This window comes from Arthrobacter sp. FW305-BF8, assembly GCF_021789315.1.
In the GTDB taxonomy this organism is placed as follows: Bacteria; Actinomycetota; Actinomycetes; order Actinomycetales; family Micrococcaceae; genus Arthrobacter.
This window is the reverse complement of record NZ_CP084561.1, coordinates 2,134,377-2,151,200: the sequence shown is the minus strand read 5'-3', so window position 1 is coordinate 2,151,200 and position 16,824 is coordinate 2,134,377. Positions and strand designations below refer to the sequence as shown.

Sequence of the window (16,824 nt, the reverse complement as noted above, 5' to 3'; positions counted from 1 at the left end):
TCGCTCAACCTACGCCGCTGGTGGCTGCGGCGGGATCAGATTGGCACGGGTTTTCAGAATCAGGGCCACTCCCTGCGCGCTCCAGCGTCTCCAACCGTTCCCGTAATTAGAAATGAAAAGCACCTCGGCGGCCGGCTTAGCCGGTATTCGATGCACGACCTTGCCCGAGCATTGATATGCGAACCAAGCCGATGGCTGGCGTTCAACGAACGTCATTGGCGTTCTCACCTCCTTCGTACATCTCATAGGCGAACTACTGGAAGATGGCATGTCCTGAGCCCCGCCTACGAGTCGGAATCCGGCTGATCCCGACCGCAAGATCTTGGCCCGCATAGCTTCAGCCATACGACGAAGTAATCCCTCAGCTAGTGCTCCTGCTGGGCACAGCCACCACAAAAGGCCCCCCGTAGCCACGGACAGGCATATTAGATGCGGATTGCCAATCCTAGTTCGTCACGAGCCTGGCGAGGGAACGAACACCATAGGTGAACTGGTCGAACTTCAGCTTGATGTGACCGTTCTGAAGCCCGCCAGTGCTGCGTACGAGCTCGTGTGCCTTGAGCTCCAACATTTCATCCGGCACGAAGCGGGGCGTTGTCCGGCTCACCCATGGCCAACGATCGGCTTCTTCGCCCCTTTCGGTACGGTAATCATCAGGCAGGAACTCTGGATCTGACGTCACTTCCACGACGGCGTAACAGTCTCGGTTCTGTGCGCAAATGAACACCAAGTCTCTTGGCTTGATGCTTGGCCGGCCCTTAGCAGGGCTGCCGAAATACCACTCGCTGCGCCACTGGTCCAGCGCCGGCTCGCCGTACTCGGACTTGAGCCACAGGGTCCGGGTTTCATCACGAGCATCAACCAGCAACTGCTCGACAAGAGCCAGAGCAGAGTCTTGGTCCAAGTCACCGGAAGCAGGTGTCTCTGCCGCCGTTAGCCTACGGGCTTGCAGGAGAAGCTTCTCCAAGTCTTTGGCCCGAACGTCTCGACTCGGCCAAGTACTTATGGCTCTCTTAACTCCGTCTATCTGGGCAGCTCCCAGCTCAACACCCAGCTCAAAGTTTGCAGCCTTCGAACTGCCCAGCCCTGCACCGGTGAGGTTCGCTGACCCAAGAAAGCCACGGCTACCAACGATGAACGTCTTGGCATGCAGTCGGTCAACATGGCTGACGTTGACACCATTCTGCTTGAGTTCAATCAAGCCTTCGACGGACAAGTAGCCGTTCGCCACCGCGGTCGGGTCCAAGCAAGTGAAGAGCCGCCACCGGAAGTCTGATGCTGTGCCGGTAGCCGCCAACAGCCTGCACACATCAGAGGACACATAGGGACTGGCCAGGAACACGTCACCATCGACGTCCTTGATGGCGTTGTACAGCCAATCGGCAGCATTGGTGTGGACAAGGCCTTCGTTCATCACGAAGACAACCCTATCCTCCGCCCGAGGCCCGTGAGCGCGCGGTGCCCGGTGCGTGCAAGCTCCGTCACGGCTGATGCCCTCACAGGTGCAGTTTCAGCGTTGAACATTCCTCTCCTTAGTTCAGTCCTCGCCGGTCGGCTCGCGTCCGCATCGTCTTCATGCGCAGACTAGGCGAGTCTTTCAGCCCCTCGCTACGGCTGCCGTAATAAGCCCGCACGGCACCGTCGGACGCTTTAGCGCCGTATCATCTGTACGTTCACTGAAAGTTTCTGGGGGATCTCATGACCGACACCGCTGTACCCGTTGCGCCCAAAAGGAAGCGCAAGCTTCTCGTCGCCTTCCTGGTGGCCGTCCTGCTGATCGGTGGTGGGACGGCTGGCTGGTTCGCCTGGAGCGCAGGGGAAACCACCCGCCAGGCGGAGGCCACGGCGGCTGCGGAGCAAAAGGCCGCGGAGGATGCTGCGGCGGCGAAGAAGGCTAAGTCCGACGCGTATTGGGCCAAGGTTTATGCGGACGAGAAGGCCGCCAAAGCCAAGGCGGAGGCCAGCGCCGCTGCGAAGGCGTCCGCGGACCGGGCAGCGGCCACCAAGGCCATTGCTGACGCCGGCTGGAGCGAGAAAGCCCCCGGCATCTTCTACGCGGACTCCCCGGATCACACCTGCGATTACACGGCCTGCGCCAAGTTCAACGTGATGACCACGCTGGAGAGCGGCTGCCCGGGCGGCATCGTGATTCGGGGACGGTGGCTGAACGGCGAGACAGTCACCGGGACCGTCTTCGAGGTCACCGGGCCGCTCTACGCGAACGAGCAGGCCGCCGTCGAGGCGAACGATTATGGCGGTAATGCCACCAGCGTCGACCTGACCGAATTCAGCTGCCGCTAGGCTCAGTTAGCAAGTTCCGACCGGTTGCGAATCTCAATTGAACAAAGGTGCTGTGCTGAATGCGGATTGTCTCCTGGAATTGCTCGATGGCCTTCTACAAGAAGCGCCACCTGATCGAAGCCCTGCTTCCCGACGTCGCCATCATCCAGGAGGTAGCGAAGAAAGACATCGTGAACACGGAGTTCCCCTTCGCGGCCTGGACGGGGTCGAATCCGAACAAGGGCCTCGGGGTGATCGGGTTCCGCCCCGCCAGCTACAATGTCACCGAGACTGCGCACCATGCCCTGCCATGGCACATCCCGTTCAGCGTCGACGGGCTGAATATCGTTGCCTTGTGGGCGCACCAGGCAAGCCGCGAGCTCCGCTATGTCCGGGTCACACACGAGATCGTTGACCGGCACGCCGATTACCTTGCCGGCGGACGCGGCCTGATCGTCGGCGACTTCAACAGCAACACGATCTGGGACCGCGAACATCCCGGCCGGAACCATTCCATGCTGGTTGACAAATTGGGCGGACTCGGCCTCGACAGCGTCTTCCACCGCCAGGAGCAAACTGCACACGGCAGCGAGCTGGTCAAAACGTACTTCCATACAAAGAACCTGCGGTTCGGGCACCACATCGACTACGCGTTCCTGTCATCGGCTGTGGAAGCAAAAGTCTCCGTCGGTGAGCCGGAGGCGTGGCTGACCCACAGCGATCACATGCCGCTGATAGTGGACATCGGATAGGCGTGATTTTCCGCCCGGTTCCTCAGTCAGGGCAGCAAAAAGCCCCGGGGCATGGGGACACTGCGGGACCTTCCGGCGCTCTCGCACCCACTGAAGTTACTCGGTTATCAATTAGTAAGTAAACTGTGAATGATCTGACCCGACAAACTTGTCCTGCGTCGGGTCCGGCCATCAACAGCAAGGGCACGTCCTCGGCCCGAGTCTCATCCGCGGAGGGCTCGGTAGAGGGAACTCTCTGTCCTACTTCTTCCCTGCGGTGATCACGCCCAGCGCGCAGACGGTCCCGGGGAAATAACGGTCCAAGGCGCCGTCCGGTATCCCTTCGGGCAGGTCGTCGTCGCCCACCGTGAAGATTGAGTAGTCCCCGTCATCACCGTTCCAGACGTAGCCTGTGGACTCCACTTCTCGTCGCAGCAGGTTCTCCGCCTTCTGAAGTGCCTCGGTCATCTGGTCGATGAACCCTCCGTCCTGGCTGCTGCCAACGACGATCCGGAAGGTCCGCTCGCCTGGAGCCTCCGTTTGCAGCGGCGAAGCCTGTGGGGCGATTGCCCTGCCGCCTGAAGCCTGGGAGGCCGGCACTGAATAGCCGAGCGTCAGCAGCTCTATCGGGCCGTAAACCTCTTCGGGGTCGATCGGTTCGTGCCACGAGCGGAAGCCGAAAATGCGCTCCCAGAGCCTGATTCGTTGTATGTGCGCCTCCACGCCCATCGGGTAGGTGCCCAACGTGGTCAGCGTCTGGTTGATGAGTGCCGTCGCAGATTGGCGGTCCACCACTGCTGGTGGGACACCCGGGTCACGCTTGCCTTCCTTGATGTATGCGGCCTGCCCCAGGCAGAACGCCTCATCCGGCATAAAGCCGGCCGGTACAAGTCTCGTCATCATGCCGTTGACTGCCCCATCCATGAATCCCATGGCCGGAGTTTATCCCGGCTCACAGGACCGCTTGTTTTATTGCGGTCACGCTGATCCGGCCGCATTGTCTGCCACAATCAGTCCATGACCGACACCGCCGCAGCGCCTTCAAGGCCCCGTTACGACGAGGACTGCTGCGCGAACTGCTTCGACCTGCTCCTGGCCGACGAATCGCATCGGCCGTTCCTGTTCTGCACGGAGCTGTGCCGCTCCATTGCCATTGACGTCAGGTATTGGCGTGGCGTCATTCAGGATGAAAAGCGGCTCGCAGACCCGGAGGTGCAATCGGCGCTGAATGTCAGGATCGCCCACTTGCTCGCGGGTGGCTATCACGCGATGGCTCGGCGCATCCCGGCCGGGGTGCGGACCCTGGTGCTGGAACGGGACAAGGTCTGTGTCCTGTGCGGCTGCGTCGGCAACGAAATCGATCACATCGACGGTGACTCCAGCGATCTGGAAAACCTGCAACTGATGTGCACCTTCTGTCATTACCAAAAGACCTCATCCCACTTTGTCCCGGCCACGCCCGAGCAGGAAGCATGGATTGACGCACTGGAGCGGGACCGGGTTAGGTCGACGACACCTAGCCACCTCTGCGACGATCCCGAATGGGCAATCATTGAGCCTCAGCTCCGCCGGGAACGCATCGCCAGGCTGGGCGGCTGCGATCCGGCCTACGGCAAGCTCGGCCTCCACTCAGCTGAGCTCAGGGCCGGCTACAGGACAACCGCTGACCGCCTCATCTCCCTGAGCCACTACAGTGAAGAGGAAATGACTGCCTGGGAAGTTGTCGAGGAGTAAGAGGCGGCGCTGGAAGTCCTCAGCGCATACTGCGTCCTGCTGAAATGGGCTGAGTTGGACCTGCGCACAGGTACCCACAGGGCTGCGTAAAGATTCGTGCTAGCTGCCCCAGTTTCCCTGCAGCGGCTTACCCAATGTCATGCCCCTGTACTGGCAAAACATCGAGTTCTCGCTGTCCCAGGTCCGCGTTATCAACCGTGCTGATCCGCTGAGCTTCAAGGATGCAATTGGCGAGCCGAAGTTCCTGAACGCCAGCAGGTGGTGGCTTTCGTCCGTCGCGAAGGTCGTCCGGCCCGGCGGGACTTCGTACGTCTCAGGCAGGTCGACGTAGCCGGTGCCCATCTCAGCACCGTTCACCCGGACGGCGCTGACAGTGAGCAGGTCACCGACCTCGATGCTGACCGGAACGGAGAACCTACTGTCCAGCACGAAGGTTAGCTTCAAGGCATCGAAGACGTCGCTGCCCGGTACAGGTTCGGCCCTGACGAGCGTCAAGGCCACACCCTCGTCGGCGGGGCAGGTGGGCTCAGGTGTCGGGCTGGGAGGCGCGGCGGCTACGACATCGGCCTGCCCAACCGTCGGCGGTGGCGGTGGCAGCGGCTGGACTTCAGCGAAGGACTGCTCCGGGACGGGTGCTGGTGTCACCCGCTCGAAGTGGCGCGGCACCGACACGGTGGGCGCCGTGCTGCTCTCAGTTGGTTCGGGCTCCGTGCTTTCCGTCGGCTTACTCTCCACCTTCGCGGTGCTGGCCGGCACCTCTGCAGTTGATGAAGCAGCCCCAGGACTGGACACCGCACTCGATGGTGCGCTTGTCAGCGACTGGCCAAGCCGGACACCGACAAGAATGACGATGACCGTCACCAGGACAACACCGATCGCGATGACGGCGATCATCGGCGAACTGAGGGTACGTCCACCCGGAGAATCTTGATCCACCGCATCAGTGTAGTGCCGCAGCGCCGGGTTTCTGGTGGCCGCCACGAACTCAGCGGAACTGTGACAACCGCGTCCGGAAGGTCACTGGCGAGGCGGTCGTCTTCCTCCACACACATGGGTTCCAGCAGCTCTCTGCCGAACCGGAAGGAATGCCAGGTTTGAACCCTTCACCGCGGACGCGCGCCGCGCCGTCGTCCTCGCCCGGGAGGAGGCCCCGTTGCTGCACCACGACTTCGTCCGCAGGCGCAACCCCAAGGCGACTACCGGATGGCCTGCGAGAACGGCAACTCCCACGGCGCAATGATCACGTTCCCGGCAGCCCCTGAATTCGAGGGAATGCCAAAGGATGGCCCGGACCGGCGCTTCATGGCCATGCCCGCCTATCTGGGTGGCCGCTTCGGCACCTCGGGCGTGAAGTGGTGCGGATCCAACACCGAGAACCGCCAGAAAGGGCTCCCCCGCTCGATCCACGTGTTCGTCCTGAACGACAGCGACACCGGTGCGCCGCTGGCCATCATGAGCGCCAACCTCCTCAGCGCCTACCGCACCGGCGCCGTCCCGGGCGCCGGCGGCAACCTCGCCAAAGCCGACGCCGAGGTTGCCGCCGTGGTCGGCCCCGGCGTGATCGCCCGCTCTGTCCTCCAAACAACGCTGGCCCTGCGCCCCTCAATCGACACGTTATTCGTGAAGGGCCGCAGCACCGGCACCACGCAAGCATTCGTCGAATGGGCAACGGCAAAATTCCCCCAGCTCACCAAGGTCGCCGCAGCCGAAAGCATCGAGGACGCAATCGCCGATGCCGACGTCGTCATGGCCACCACGTCCACCGACGCCGCAGGAAGCGAAGCATTCCCCTACTTCCCCAAGCACGCCATCAAACCCGGAGCCCTCCTGCTCCTGCCCGCAGCTGCCCGCTTCGATGACGACTTCCTCCAGGGCGATGCCCGCCTGGTAATCGACGCCGAGGGCCTCTATCAGGCCTGGCTCGAGGAATACGGCCCCACGGCTTACCAGATTCTCGGCATTCCCGGATCCCACTGGTTCGGACTGCTAGAGGAAGGGAAGATCCCGGCCTCGAAGATCGAGGAGATCGCCGACATCGCCACCGGCAAGCTCCCAGCCCGCCGCGACGATGAAGAGATCATCCTCTACTCCGTCGGTGGCATGCCCATAGAAGACGTTGCCTGGGCCACCGAGCTGTATCGCACGGCCGAGGAAAAGAACATCGGCACCGTCCTGAACCTCTGGGACACCCCCGCCCTCGCCTAGGCGTAAAAAACTCGCATGGGGCAGTCGTCACCTGCCCCCATGCACCCATCACTGACAGTTGCTCGGTGTCGGCAGGAGCAGTTGTTAAGTCGCGTAAGGCGGTCCACCAACGCGACACCTCATGGCGGCTCCCCTGCTGGTAGAAATCCACGCGAATGCTGCCCTCGTGACAGCCTTATGCCCTGCCCTACTTTAATACCCGCAAGGGTGCCCTAGGGGGTTACACTGGCGGGCACAAGCGCCCGCCAGGTCGTGCGTCGGGCATGTCCATAAATGCAGGAAGCTCGACGTCCGGGCGGAACGCAGCCGTGGCACGCCGGATTACCCGCACACGAACAGCTTAGCCATGCCCTTGAAGATACTCCCGCGCAAGTGGCCGTCAGCGGATCCCTGCGCAGACACATGAGCTCTCGTCGACTACGGTCATGCTGTCGAGCAAAGCGTGGGCCATGAACGGATATGAACAACCAGCCAGGCAGCGGGCAGCATCGTTCGGGACATCTCGCCCCAATCCCCCAGGGTCATGTAGTTGTCCAAGATGGAGGCAATGAACAGGTATGAAGAACACACAGGGCAGCCGCCACCTCGCTTCAGGAAATCTCGCCAAAAAGTCACAGCGTCATGCAGTAGACGCCGGAGCCACCGATGAAGGAGCAGGAAGACACCGCGAAACGCATAGGAGGAATCCAGTGAAGGCCCAAAAACGCGGGAAAGGAAACCGGGCCAGATTTTTCTCAGGTCATGTTGCCCAGGCCACGGACATCCATGAACTGGTAACGAAGGACGCACCGCCGATCGGCAAGGCATGCAAGGAGGCACCCGGCCACCAATGAAAAGGCCCCCGAAGGGGCCCACAAGTGAACAATATGTGCACACTCAGGAGGCTAAAAGCCCCTGAATGGGAAAACACTGTGCCCGAGGTGGGACTCGAACCCACACACCTTTCGATACCGCATTTTGAGTGCGGCGCGTCTGCCAATTCCGCCACTCGGGCGCGGAGTACACGGAGTAACAATCGTAGGCTCACAGCGAAGTGTGATCAACGCGGCCACTACCAGTGCGCGGAATTACTCTACATGCAGATAGGCTGAAAGGCAGAATCGCGCCACCGCCGTCGCAACAAGCCATGCCGATCCAAGTACAAGCGCGGGGCCCAACTAAGATAGTCATAGTCCCGCCGTACCTTTTCAAGGAGATCCCGTGTCAGAACCGACGGAGTCAAACAAAACGTCCCAGCCGGCGCGCCGCGTCGTCGTGGCCGAAGACGAAACCCTCATCCGCCTGGACATCATCGAAATCCTGCGCGGCGAAGGCTACGACGTCATCGGCGAGGCCGACAACGGCGAGAAGGCCGTGCAGCTGGCCGAAGAGCTCAAGCCCGACCTTGTCCTCATGGACGTCAAGATGCCCGTCATGGACGGCATCTCCGCGGCCGAGAAGATCGTCAAGGCACGCATCGCCCCCGTGGTGCTGCTGACCGCCTTCAGCCAGAAGGAACTCGTGGAGCGCGCCCGCGACGCCGGTGCCATGGCCTACGTGGTGAAGCCGTTCACCCCTGCCGACCTGATCCCCGCCCTGGAGATCGCGCTGTCCCGCCACGAGGAGATCAAGGCCCTCGAATCCGAGGTCACCGACCTGCAGGAACAGTTCGCCACCCGCAAGCTCGTCGAACGCGCCAAGAGCCTGCTGACCACCAAGATGGGTCTCACGGAGCCGGAAGCTTTCCGCTGGATCCAGAAGACCTCGATGGACCGCCGCCTCAGCATGCGCGAAGTGGCTGAGACCATCATCAACCAGGTCAACTAGCGCCACAAGCAGCAAGAAAAGCATCAAGACAGGAAGGACCCCGGCACAACGCGCCGGGGTCCTTCTGGTTTCCCGGAAACCAGGGACGGAGCCCGAGAAAAACAAAAAGGAAGGACCCCCGCTACCGACCAGCAAACTGGTCCAGGCGGGGATCCTCCCTCAGGACTAGCTACTCAGCCGGAGCTGCTGCAGCCTTGTCCTTGTTCTTCTTCTTCTTTTCCGGCCACGGACCGAGCTTTTCCTTCTTCTCGGCTGCTTCGCCAAGGCGCGGGGTGTCGGCGAGGTCGCCCACCTTGTGTACCTTCAGGGAGTTGGTGGAACCGGCCTTTCCGGGAGGGGAACCGGCAGCGATGACCACGAGGTCGCCGTCTTCCACCAGCCCCATGTCCAGCAGGCTGCGGTCCACCTGTGCGGTCATCTCATCCGTGTGGCCCACCATGGCAACCAGCTGCGGCTGGATGCCCCAGGTCAGCGCCAGCTGGTTCCAGACGTGCTCCACCGGAGTGAACGCGAATACCGGCTTGATCGGGCGGAGGCGGGACAGGCGGCGTGCCGAGTCACCGGACTGCGTGAACGTACAGATGTACTTAGCGTCCAGCTGGTCCGCGATTTCGACGGCGGCACGGGTGATGGCGCCACCACGGGTCTTGGGCTTGGTGCCCAGCGGGGGGACGCGCTCCAGTCCGTGCTCCTCGGTGGACTCGATGATCCGGGCCATGGTCTTGACCGTCTCGATCGGGTACTTGCCCACGCTGGTCTCGCCGGACAGCATGACCGCGTCGGCGCCGTCGAGCACGGCGTTGGCGCAGTCGGAGGCCTCCGCACGGGTCGGGCGCGGATTGTCGATCATGGACTCCAGCACCTGGGTGGCCACGATGACCGGCTTGGCCCAGCGGCGTGCCAGTTCGATGGCGCGCTTCTGCACGATCGGCACTTCCTCCAGCGGAAGCTCCACGCCGAGGTCGCCACGGGCCACCATGATCGCGTCGAACGCGTCAATGATCTCGTGGAGCTGGTCCACGGCCTGGGGCTTTTCGATCTTGGCGATCACCGGCACGCGGCGGCCTTCTTCGTCCATGATCTCGTGCACGCGCTTGATGTCCGAGGCGTCACGGACGAAGGACAGGGCAACGAGGTCCACGCCGCGGCGCATGGCCCAGCGAAGATCGTCCTCGTCCTTTTCGCTCAGTGCGGGGACGTTGACGGCAACGCCAGGGAGGTTGATGCCCTTGTTGTTGGACACGAAGCCGCCCACGGTCACCTTGGCGACCACCTTGACGTCGTCGACCTCGATGGCGCGCAGGGCAACCTTGCCGTCATCGATCAGCAGGGCATCGCCCGGGTTGACGTCCTCGGTAAGGCTCTTGAGTGTGGTGGAGCAGATGTCCTTGGTGCCGGGAACGTCCTCAGTGGTGATCGTGAAGATGTCCCCCACGGCCAGCTCGTGGGGACCGTCGACGAAGCGGCCCAAGCGGATCTTCGGGCCCTGCAGGTCGGCCATGATGGCCACGGCCTTGCCCAGATCGGACGCGGCCTTGCGGACGTTTTCATAGGTGTTGTCATGCACGGAGTAGTCGCCGTGGCTCATGTTCATACGGGCTACATCAACGCCGGCTTCCAGCACCGCGAGGGTGTTTTCATAGCTGGCAATGGCCGGTCCAAAGGTGGCCACAATTTTTGCGCGTCTCATATACCTACCCTATTTGTCACTTGCATTGGTTAAGTTGTCGCGGAGATGAATTCCCCGGATCGGCCGCCAGAAGGAAGGCGCGCTACAGGACAGCTATGGCGCGGTCCGTCGGAGCCACAGGCGCAGGAAGGATGGTGCTTCCCATCAGGTACTTGTCCACCGCGGCCGCGGCGGCACGGCCCTCGGCGATGGCCCACACGATCAGGGACTGTCCGCGGCCGGCGTCGCCTGCCACGAAGACACCCTCGGTGTTGGTCATGTAGTAGCCGTCGCGGGCCACGTTGCCGCGGCCGTCGAACTCGGCGCCGACCTGCTCGGTGATGCCGGCCTTTTCAGGTCCGGTGAAGCCCAGGGACAGGAACACCAGGTCAGCGGGGATGATCCGTTCGGTGCCGGCCTTGGGGAGGCGCTTGCCGTCAACGAATTCGGTCTCTGCAACCTTGACGCCGGTCAGCTTGCCGTCCTCGCCCACGAACTCAACGGTGGAGGCGAGGTACGTGCGCTCACCGCCTTCCTCGTGCGCGCTGGCCACCTCGAAGAGGGTGGGGAACGTCGGCCACGGCTGGTGGCTGGCGCGTTCCAGCGACGGCTGCTTGCCGATGGCCAGCGTGGTCACCGAGGCCGCCTGGTGGCGGTGCGCGGTGCCGATGCAGTCCGCGCCGGTGTCGCCGCCGCCGAGGATGACCACGTGCTTGCCGCGGGCGTCGATGTGGTTCTCCGGGGACTCCCCCGCCACCACGCGGTTGGAGGGAACCAGGTAATCCATGGCGAAGTGCACGCCGTCGAGGTCGCGGCCCGGGATGGGCAGGTCGCGCGGCACGGTGGCGCCGGTGGCGATCACCACGGCGTCGTAGCGGCGGCGCAGCTGCTCCCAGGTGACGTCAGTACCGACCGCGACGCCGGTGCGGAAGCGGGTGCCTTCGGCCTTCATCTGCTCGAGCCGGCGGTCCACCTGCTCTTTTTCCATCTTGAAGTCGGGGATGCCGTAGCGCAGCAGGCCGCCGATCTTGTCGTCCCGTTCGTAGACGGCCACGGTGTGGCCCACGCGGGTCAGCTGCTGTGCAGCCGCCAGGCCGGCAGGGCCGGAACCGACGACGGCGACCGTCTTGCCGGTGAGGCGGTGCGGCGGCAGCGGGTTGACCCAGCCGTTATCGAAGGCCTCATCGATGATGGACACCTCGACCTGCTTGATGGTCACCGCGGGCTGGTTGATGCCCAGCACGCAGGACGCCTCGCACGGGGCGGGGCACAGCCGGCCGGTCCATTCGGGGAAGTTGTTGGTCGCGTGCAGCCGCTCAATCGCTTCCTCGCCCTTGTCCCGCCACATGAGGTCGTTCCACTCGGGAATCAGGTTCCCCAGCGGGCAGCCCTGGTGGCAGAACGGCACGCCGCAGTCCATGCAGCGGCCCGCCTGGGCCTTCAGCGTGCCCTTCTCCTGGGCCTCGTACACTTCCTTCCAGTCCATGATGCGGACGGGAACGGGACGGCGCGGCTGGGTTTCACGCTGACGTACTTTCAGAAATCCGCGTGGATCAGCCACCGGTCACCTCCAGGATTCGAGACCAAACTTCTTCGCCGTCGGGGTCAAGGCCCTCTTCGATGGCGTCAAGACGGGTTTGCAGTACTGCGGCGTAGTCGCGCGGCAGCACCTTGGTTATGCGGGCAGCGGTGTCGTCGAAGTTATCGAGCAGACGCGCGGCCAGCTGGGATTCGGTTTCCTCCACGTGCTTGACCAGCAGGCCGTGGACGATGTCGCGGTCCTCGGCGTCCAGCTCGAGGAGCTGGAGTTCGCCGGACTCGAGGGCCTGCTTGTTGACGCGTTCGGTCCGCAGGTCCAGCACGTAGGCCGTACCGCCGGACATGCCGGCGCCGAAGTTCCGGCCGGTGCGGCCGATGATCAGCGTCTGGCCGCCGGTCATGTATTCGCAGCCGTGGTCGCCGATGCCTTCGACAACAGCGGTGGCGCCCGAGTTGCGGACCAGGAAGCGTTCGCCCACCTGGCCGCGCAGGAACAGCTCACCGCTCGTGGCGCCGTAGCCGATGACGTTGCCGGCAACGACGTTGCGTTCGGCCTGGAACACGTTGGTGCGGTCCGGGCGGACGATGATCCGGCCGCCGGAGAGACCCTTGCCGACGTAGTCGTTGGAGTCGCCGTACAGGCGCAGCGTGATGCCGGCAGGCAGGAAGGCGCCCAGCGACTGCCCGGCGGTGCCGTTCAGCGTGATGTCGACGGTGTCCGTGGCCAGCACGTCCGTGCCGAACGTCTTGGTCACGACGTGGCCCAGCATGGTGCCCACCGAGCGGTCGGTGTTGATGACGTCCACCGTGATCTTCACCGGGGCACGGTCGGTCAGCGCCTCGGCGGCCATGGTGATGAGCCGCTGGTCGAAGTGCTTGTCCAGCTCGTGGTTCTGGCCGGTCAGGTTCCGCAGCGGGGCGTCATCGTCGAACTCGAGGCCGTGCAGGATCGGATCCAGGTCCAGGCCCTCGGCCTTCCAGTGGCTGATGGCGTCCTGGGTGTCCAGCATTTCGGCGTGGCCGATCGCTTCCTCGATGCTCCGGAAACCGAGCTCCGCGAGGATCTCGCGGACTTCCTCGGCCAGGAACTCGAAGAAGTTGACCACGAACTCCGGCTTGCCGCTGAAGCGGGCGCGCAGTTCGGGGTTCTGGGTGGCAACTCCCACAGGGCAGGTGTCCAGGTGGCAGACGCGCATCATGATGCAGCCCTCAACCACCAGCGGTGCCGTGGCGAAGCCGAATTCCTCGCCGCCGAGCAGCGCGGCAATGACGACGTCGCGGCCGGTCTTGAGCTGGCCGTCCACCTGTACCACCACGCGGTCGCGCAGGCCGTTGAGCATGAGGGTCTGCTGGGTCTCTGCGAGACCCAGTTCCCACGGCACGCCGGCGTGCTTGAGCGAGTTCAGCGGCGACGCGCCGGTTCCGCCGTCGTGCCCGGAAACAAGCACGACGTCGGCCTTCGCCTTGGTGACGCCGGCGGCAACTGTGCCGATCCCCACCTCGGAGACGAGCTTGACGTGCACCCGGGCCGAGGGGTTCGCGCGCTTCGCATCGTAGATGAGCTGCGCGAGGTCCTCGATCGAGTAGATGTCGTGGTGCGGGGGCGGAGAGATGAGTCCGACGCCGGGTGTCGAGTGGCGCGTCCGGGCAACCCAGGGGTAGACCTTCTGGGCCATCAGCTGGCCGCCTTCGCCGGGTTTGGCGCCCTGGGCCATCTTGATCTGGATGTCGTCCGCGTTGCTCAGGTAGAGGCTCGTGACGCCGAAGCGGCCCGAAGCAATCTGCTTGACGGCGGAACGGCGCTCGGGATCGAGCAGGCGGTCCACGTCCTCGCCGCCTTCACCGGTGTTGGACTTGCCGCCCAGCCGGTTCATGGCGATCGCGAGGGTCTCGTGGGCTTCCTTGGAGATGGAGCCGTAGCTCATGGCACCCGTGGAGAAGCGTTTGACGATGCTGGAGACCGGCTCGACTTCCTCGAGCGGCACGGCCGGGCGCACGCCGTCCTTGAACTTGAGCAGACCGCGCAGGGTCATCAGGTTCTCGGACTGGTCGTCCACGCCCTTGGTGTAGGCCTTGAAGATGTCGTAGCGGCGCTCACGCGTCGCGTGCTGCAGCCGGAAGACAGTCTCCGGGTTGAAGAGGTGCGGCTCACCGTCGCGGCGCCACTGGTACTCGCCGCCGCCCAGCAGGGGACGGTGCGGCTGCTCAATGCCGCCCTCGGGGTAGGCCATCTGGTGCCGCGCGGAAACCTCGGCCGCAATGACGTCCAGCCCCACACCGCCCAGCTGGGAGTGCGTGCCGGCGAAGAATTCGTCCACCAGTTCCTGGCCCAAGCCAAGCGCCTCGAACGTCTGCGCACCGGTGTAGGACGCCACGGTGGAGATCCCCATCTTGGACATGATCTTCAGGACACCCTTACCAAGGCCCTTGATCAGGTTGTAGACGCCGTCCTGCGGGGTCACGCCCACCACGTCGCCGGCAGCGATGAGCTGCTCAACGGATTCCATGGCCAAGTAGGGGTTCACGGCGGAGGCACCGTAGCCCACGAGGACTGCCACGTGGTGCGTCTCGCGGACGTCGCCGGCCTCAACCACCAGGGCGGTCTTGGTGCGGTTGGCGCTGCGCAGCAGGTGGTGGTGCACGGCGCTGACCAGCAATAGTGACGGGATCGGCGCCCATTGGGCGTTGGAATCGCGGTCCGAGAGAACCACATACTGCACGCCGCGGTTGATGGCACCGGACACCTGCTCGCAGATTTCGGTGAGCCGGGCACGCAGCGCGTTCTCTCCGCCCTCGGGGCGGTAAAGGCCGCGGACCTTCATTGCGACGCGATTGCCCTCAGCGTCCTCGATGTTGGCGATCTTGGCCAGCTGGTCGTTGTTGATCACCGGGAACGGCAGCGAGACCTGCGGCTGGCGCACCTGCTTGGTGTCCAGGAGGTTGCCGTTGGGGCCGATGGCGCAGGTCAGGGACGTGACCAGCTCTTCACGGATGGCGTCCAGCGGCGGGTTGGTCACCTGCGCGAAGGACTGCACGAAGTAGTCGAAGAGCAGGCGGGGGCGCTTGGACAGCACAGCCACCGGGGTGTCGGAGCCCATGGCCCCCAGCGGCTCGGCGCCGGTGCGGGCCATCGGGCCCAGCAGGATCTTGAGCTCTTCGGTGGTGTAGCCGAAGGTGCGCTGGCGGATGTTCACGGACGCGGCGGTGTGCACCACGTGCTCGCGTTCCGGCAGCTCGTTGAGGTCGATCAGGTTGTCCTTGACCCACTCGGCCCAGGGGTTCGCAGCGGCGACCTCGGCCTTGACCTCGTCATCGCCGATGATCCGGCCGGCCTCGGTGTCCACCAGGAACATCTTGCCGGGAGAGACGCGGCCCTTCTTGACCACCTTGGAGGGTTCGACGTCGATGACGCCCACCTCGGAGGCGAAGACGACCAGGCCGTCCTCGGTGATCCAGTAGCGGCCGGGGCGCAGGCCGTTGCGGTCCAGGGTGGCGCCCACGAGGGCGCCGTCGGTGAACGACACGGCGGCGGGGCCGTCCCACGGCTCCATCAGGAGCGAGTGGTACTCGTAGAACGCCTTGCGGGCCGGATCCATGGTGGCGTGGTTTTCCCAGGCCTCCGGGATCATCATCATGATCGCGTGGGTGATGGGGCGGCCGGACAGCCACAGCAGCTCGGCAACTTCATCGAAGGACGCGGAGTCGGACGCGCCCGGGGTGCAGATCGGGAACAGCTCTTCCGGCGAGTCGCCCAGCAGCGGGTTGGCGAGCTGGGACTGGCGCGCGCGCATCCAGTTCCGGTTGCCCTTGACGGTGTTGATTTCACCGTTGTGGGCGATCGTGCGGAACGGCTGGGCCAGCGGCCACGACGGGAAGGTGTTGGTGGAGAACCGGGAGTGGACGATCGCCAGCTTGGTCTTGAAGCGCTTGTCCGACAGGTCCGGGTAGAACGGCTCCAGCTGGGCCGTGGTCAGCATGCCCTTGTAGACGATGGTCCGCGAGGACAGCGACGGGAAGTAGACGCCGAACTTGTTCTGGGCGCGCTTGCGGATACGCCAGGCGCGGCCGTCGAGGTCGTTGCGGTCCAGCTGCTCGCCGGTTGCCGAGGCGAAGAACGGCTGGGAGAAGTACGGCATGCAGGCGCGCGCCATGGCACCGACAAGATCGGCGACGACGGGAACCTCGCGCCAGCCCAGGACAGTCAGTCCCTCGTCGGCGGCCAGGCCCTCGATGCCGGCCTTGGCGGCTTCGGCCTCGCGCTGCTCGGCAGGCAGGAAGGCGGTGCCCACCACGTACTGGCCGGGCGCGGGCAGTTCGAATTCGGTGACGGCCCGGAAGAACTCGTCCGGCACCTGCATCAGGAGGCCGGCGCCATCACCGGTACCCTCATCTGCGCCGACGGCACCGCGGTGCTCGAGGTTGCGCAGGGCGGTGAGGGCGGCGTCGACAATGTCGTAACCGGGCTCGCCGCGCAGGGTGGCGATAATCGCAAGACCGCAGGCGTCCTTCTCCTGCTCAGGGTTGTAGAGCCCGGCTGCTTCGGGGAGCGCCGCGAACCGCTTGAACGGCGACATGGCGGCGTCCGGCTGGTTCGGTTCGGACCAGCTGGGGCCTGAAAGAGTTTGGGTCATGGGAGACGTCCTTCCTCCTGATCGTGCGTATGGAAGGGACAACGTTGGCCCCACTCAGAGCGCCACTGTGATGGGCACAACAAAGTGTTATTGCTTACTGGAAATTGTAGGGCAGGCATGCGTGCTGAACTAACAGTTACGCAGGCTTCCGCCCCGGGCTTGACCGGTCAGCAGCTCTTGCTGACCGGAGTTCGCCTCTGCCACGACGTTGTGGGTGCTGGGCGCTCCG

At 64.1% G+C, this 16,824-nt stretch carries 13 protein-coding genes and 1 tRNA gene; 6 read left to right on the top strand and 8 right to left on the bottom strand.

Translation table 11 applies throughout. The annotated features are described in order from the left end of the window. Positions 1-9 precede the first annotated feature (9 nt). Both LFT45_RS09600 and LFT45_RS09595 read right to left on the bottom strand, forming a co-directional pair. On the bottom strand, positions 10-216 hold the full coding sequence (locus tag LFT45_RS09600; protein WP_236808096.1) for a hypothetical protein: 207 nt from the start codon (positions 214-216) through the stop codon (positions 10-12). A gap of 229 nt (positions 217-445) precedes the next feature. Next, positions 446-1,417, bottom strand: coding sequence for a hypothetical protein (locus LFT45_RS09595; RefSeq protein ID WP_236808095.1), 972 nt, complete (start codon positions 1,415-1,417; stop codon positions 446-448). A gap of 281 nt (positions 1,418-1,698) precedes the next feature. Between LFT45_RS09595 and LFT45_RS09590 the strand changes: the two genes are divergently transcribed. Together LFT45_RS09590 and LFT45_RS09585 are read left to right on the top strand one after the other, a co-directional pair. Next, a complete protein-coding gene (locus LFT45_RS09590) occupies positions 1,699-2,301 on the top strand; it encodes a hypothetical protein (protein WP_236808094.1) in 603 nt (200 codons plus the stop codon). 59 nt (positions 2,302-2,360) lie between these two features. Beyond that, positions 2,361-3,032 carry an endonuclease/exonuclease/phosphatase family protein gene (locus LFT45_RS09585; RefSeq protein ID WP_236808093.1) on the top strand — a complete coding sequence of 224 codons (672 nt, stop codon included), beginning with the start codon at positions 2,361-2,363 and terminating at the stop codon, positions 3,030-3,032. Between the two features lie 240 nt (positions 3,033-3,272). On the opposite strand, the gene LFT45_RS09580 is transcribed toward LFT45_RS09585, so the two are convergent. After that, complete coding sequence (locus LFT45_RS09580; RefSeq protein WP_236808092.1) at positions 3,273-3,944, bottom strand: hypothetical protein; 672 nt, start codon at positions 3,942-3,944, stop codon at positions 3,273-3,275. Positions 3,945-4,028: 84 nt separating this feature from the next. On the opposite strand from LFT45_RS09580, the gene LFT45_RS09575 reads away from it, so the two are divergent. Beyond that, the gene (locus LFT45_RS09575) at positions 4,029-4,745 is read left to right on the top strand and encodes an HNH endonuclease (RefSeq protein WP_236808091.1); all 717 of its coding nucleotides are present in this window, start codon (positions 4,029-4,031) and stop codon (positions 4,743-4,745) included. Positions 4,746-4,844: 99 nt separating this feature from the next. Here LFT45_RS09575 and LFT45_RS09570 read toward each other — a convergent pair whose 3' ends face one another. Beyond that, positions 4,845-5,681: a hypothetical protein gene (locus LFT45_RS09570; RefSeq protein ID WP_236808090.1), complete on the bottom strand. Its 837-nt coding sequence runs from the start codon at positions 5,679-5,681 to the stop codon at positions 4,845-4,847. Positions 5,682-5,948: 267 nt separating this feature from the next. Between LFT45_RS09570 and LFT45_RS09565 the strand changes: the two genes are divergently transcribed. After that, a complete protein-coding gene (locus LFT45_RS09565; protein WP_236808089.1) occupies positions 5,949-6,950 on the top strand; it encodes a tyramine oxidase subunit B in 1,002 nt (333 codons plus the stop codon). A gap of 557 nt (positions 6,951-7,507) precedes the next feature. Continuing rightward, complete coding sequence (locus tag LFT45_RS09560; protein WP_236808088.1) at positions 7,508-7,783, top strand: hypothetical protein; 276 nt, start codon at positions 7,508-7,510, stop codon at positions 7,781-7,783. Between the two features lie 79 nt (positions 7,784-7,862). Here the strand turns inward: LFT45_RS09560 and LFT45_RS09555 are convergent. Further along, a tRNA-Leu gene (locus LFT45_RS09555) sits at positions 7,863-7,944 on the bottom strand. Between the two features lie 206 nt (positions 7,945-8,150). Here LFT45_RS09555 and LFT45_RS09550 point away from each other — a divergent pair. Continuing rightward, complete coding sequence (locus LFT45_RS09550) at positions 8,151-8,756, top strand: ANTAR domain-containing response regulator (RefSeq protein ID WP_003800911.1); 606 nt, start codon at positions 8,151-8,153, stop codon at positions 8,754-8,756. A gap of 169 nt (positions 8,757-8,925) precedes the next feature. Here LFT45_RS09550 and pyk read toward each other — a convergent pair whose 3' ends face one another. The 3 genes from pyk to gltB all read right to left on the bottom strand — a co-directional run bounded on the left by pyk (position 8,926) and on the right by gltB (position 16,595). Beyond that, complete coding sequence (gene pyk, locus LFT45_RS09545) at positions 8,926-10,446, bottom strand: pyruvate kinase (protein ID WP_236808087.1); 1,521 nt, start codon at positions 10,444-10,446, stop codon at positions 8,926-8,928. 82 nt (positions 10,447-10,528) lie between these two features. Further along, the gene (locus LFT45_RS09540) at positions 10,529-11,986 is read right to left on the bottom strand and encodes a glutamate synthase subunit beta (protein WP_236808086.1); all 1,458 of its coding nucleotides are present in this window, start codon (positions 11,984-11,986) and stop codon (positions 10,529-10,531) included. Next, positions 11,979-16,595 (bottom strand): glutamate synthase large subunit, encoded by a 4,617-nt coding sequence (gene gltB, locus LFT45_RS09535; protein WP_236808085.1) that lies wholly within the window; start codon positions 16,593-16,595, stop codon positions 11,979-11,981. The genes LFT45_RS09540 and gltB overlap by 8 nt, the downstream gene beginning before the upstream one ends. Between the last annotated feature and the right edge of the window lie 229 nt (positions 16,596-16,824).

Excerpts from the sequence above, each read along its gene's own strand:
- LFT45_RS09580 (WP_236808092.1), bottom strand. The coding sequence starts at position 3,944 with ATGGGATTCATGGATGGGGCAGTCAACGGCATGATGACGAGACTTGTA.
- LFT45_RS09590 (WP_236808094.1), top strand. The coding sequence starts at position 1,699 with ATGACCGACACCGCTGTACCCGTTGCGCCCAAAAGGAAGCGCAAGCTT.
- LFT45_RS09565 (WP_236808089.1), top strand. The coding sequence starts at position 5,949 with ATGGCCTGCGAGAACGGCAACTCCCACGGCGCAATGATCACGTTCCCG.
- LFT45_RS09600 (WP_236808096.1), bottom strand. The coding sequence starts at position 216 with ATGACGTTCGTTGAACGCCAGCCATCGGCTTGGTTCGCATATCAATGC.
- pyk (WP_236808087.1), bottom strand. The coding sequence starts at position 10,446 with ATGAGACGCGCAAAAATTGTGGCCACCTTTGGACCGGCCATTGCCAGC.
- LFT45_RS09575 (WP_236808091.1), top strand. The coding sequence starts at position 4,029 with ATGACCGACACCGCCGCAGCGCCTTCAAGGCCCCGTTACGACGAGGAC.
- LFT45_RS09560 (WP_236808088.1), top strand. The coding sequence starts at position 7,508 with ATGAAGAACACACAGGGCAGCCGCCACCTCGCTTCAGGAAATCTCGCC.
- gltB (WP_236808085.1), bottom strand. The coding sequence starts at position 16,595 with ATGACCCAAACTCTTTCAGGCCCCAGCTGGTCCGAACCGAACCAGCCG.
- LFT45_RS09585 (WP_236808093.1), top strand. The coding sequence starts at position 2,361 with ATGCGGATTGTCTCCTGGAATTGCTCGATGGCCTTCTACAAGAAGCGC.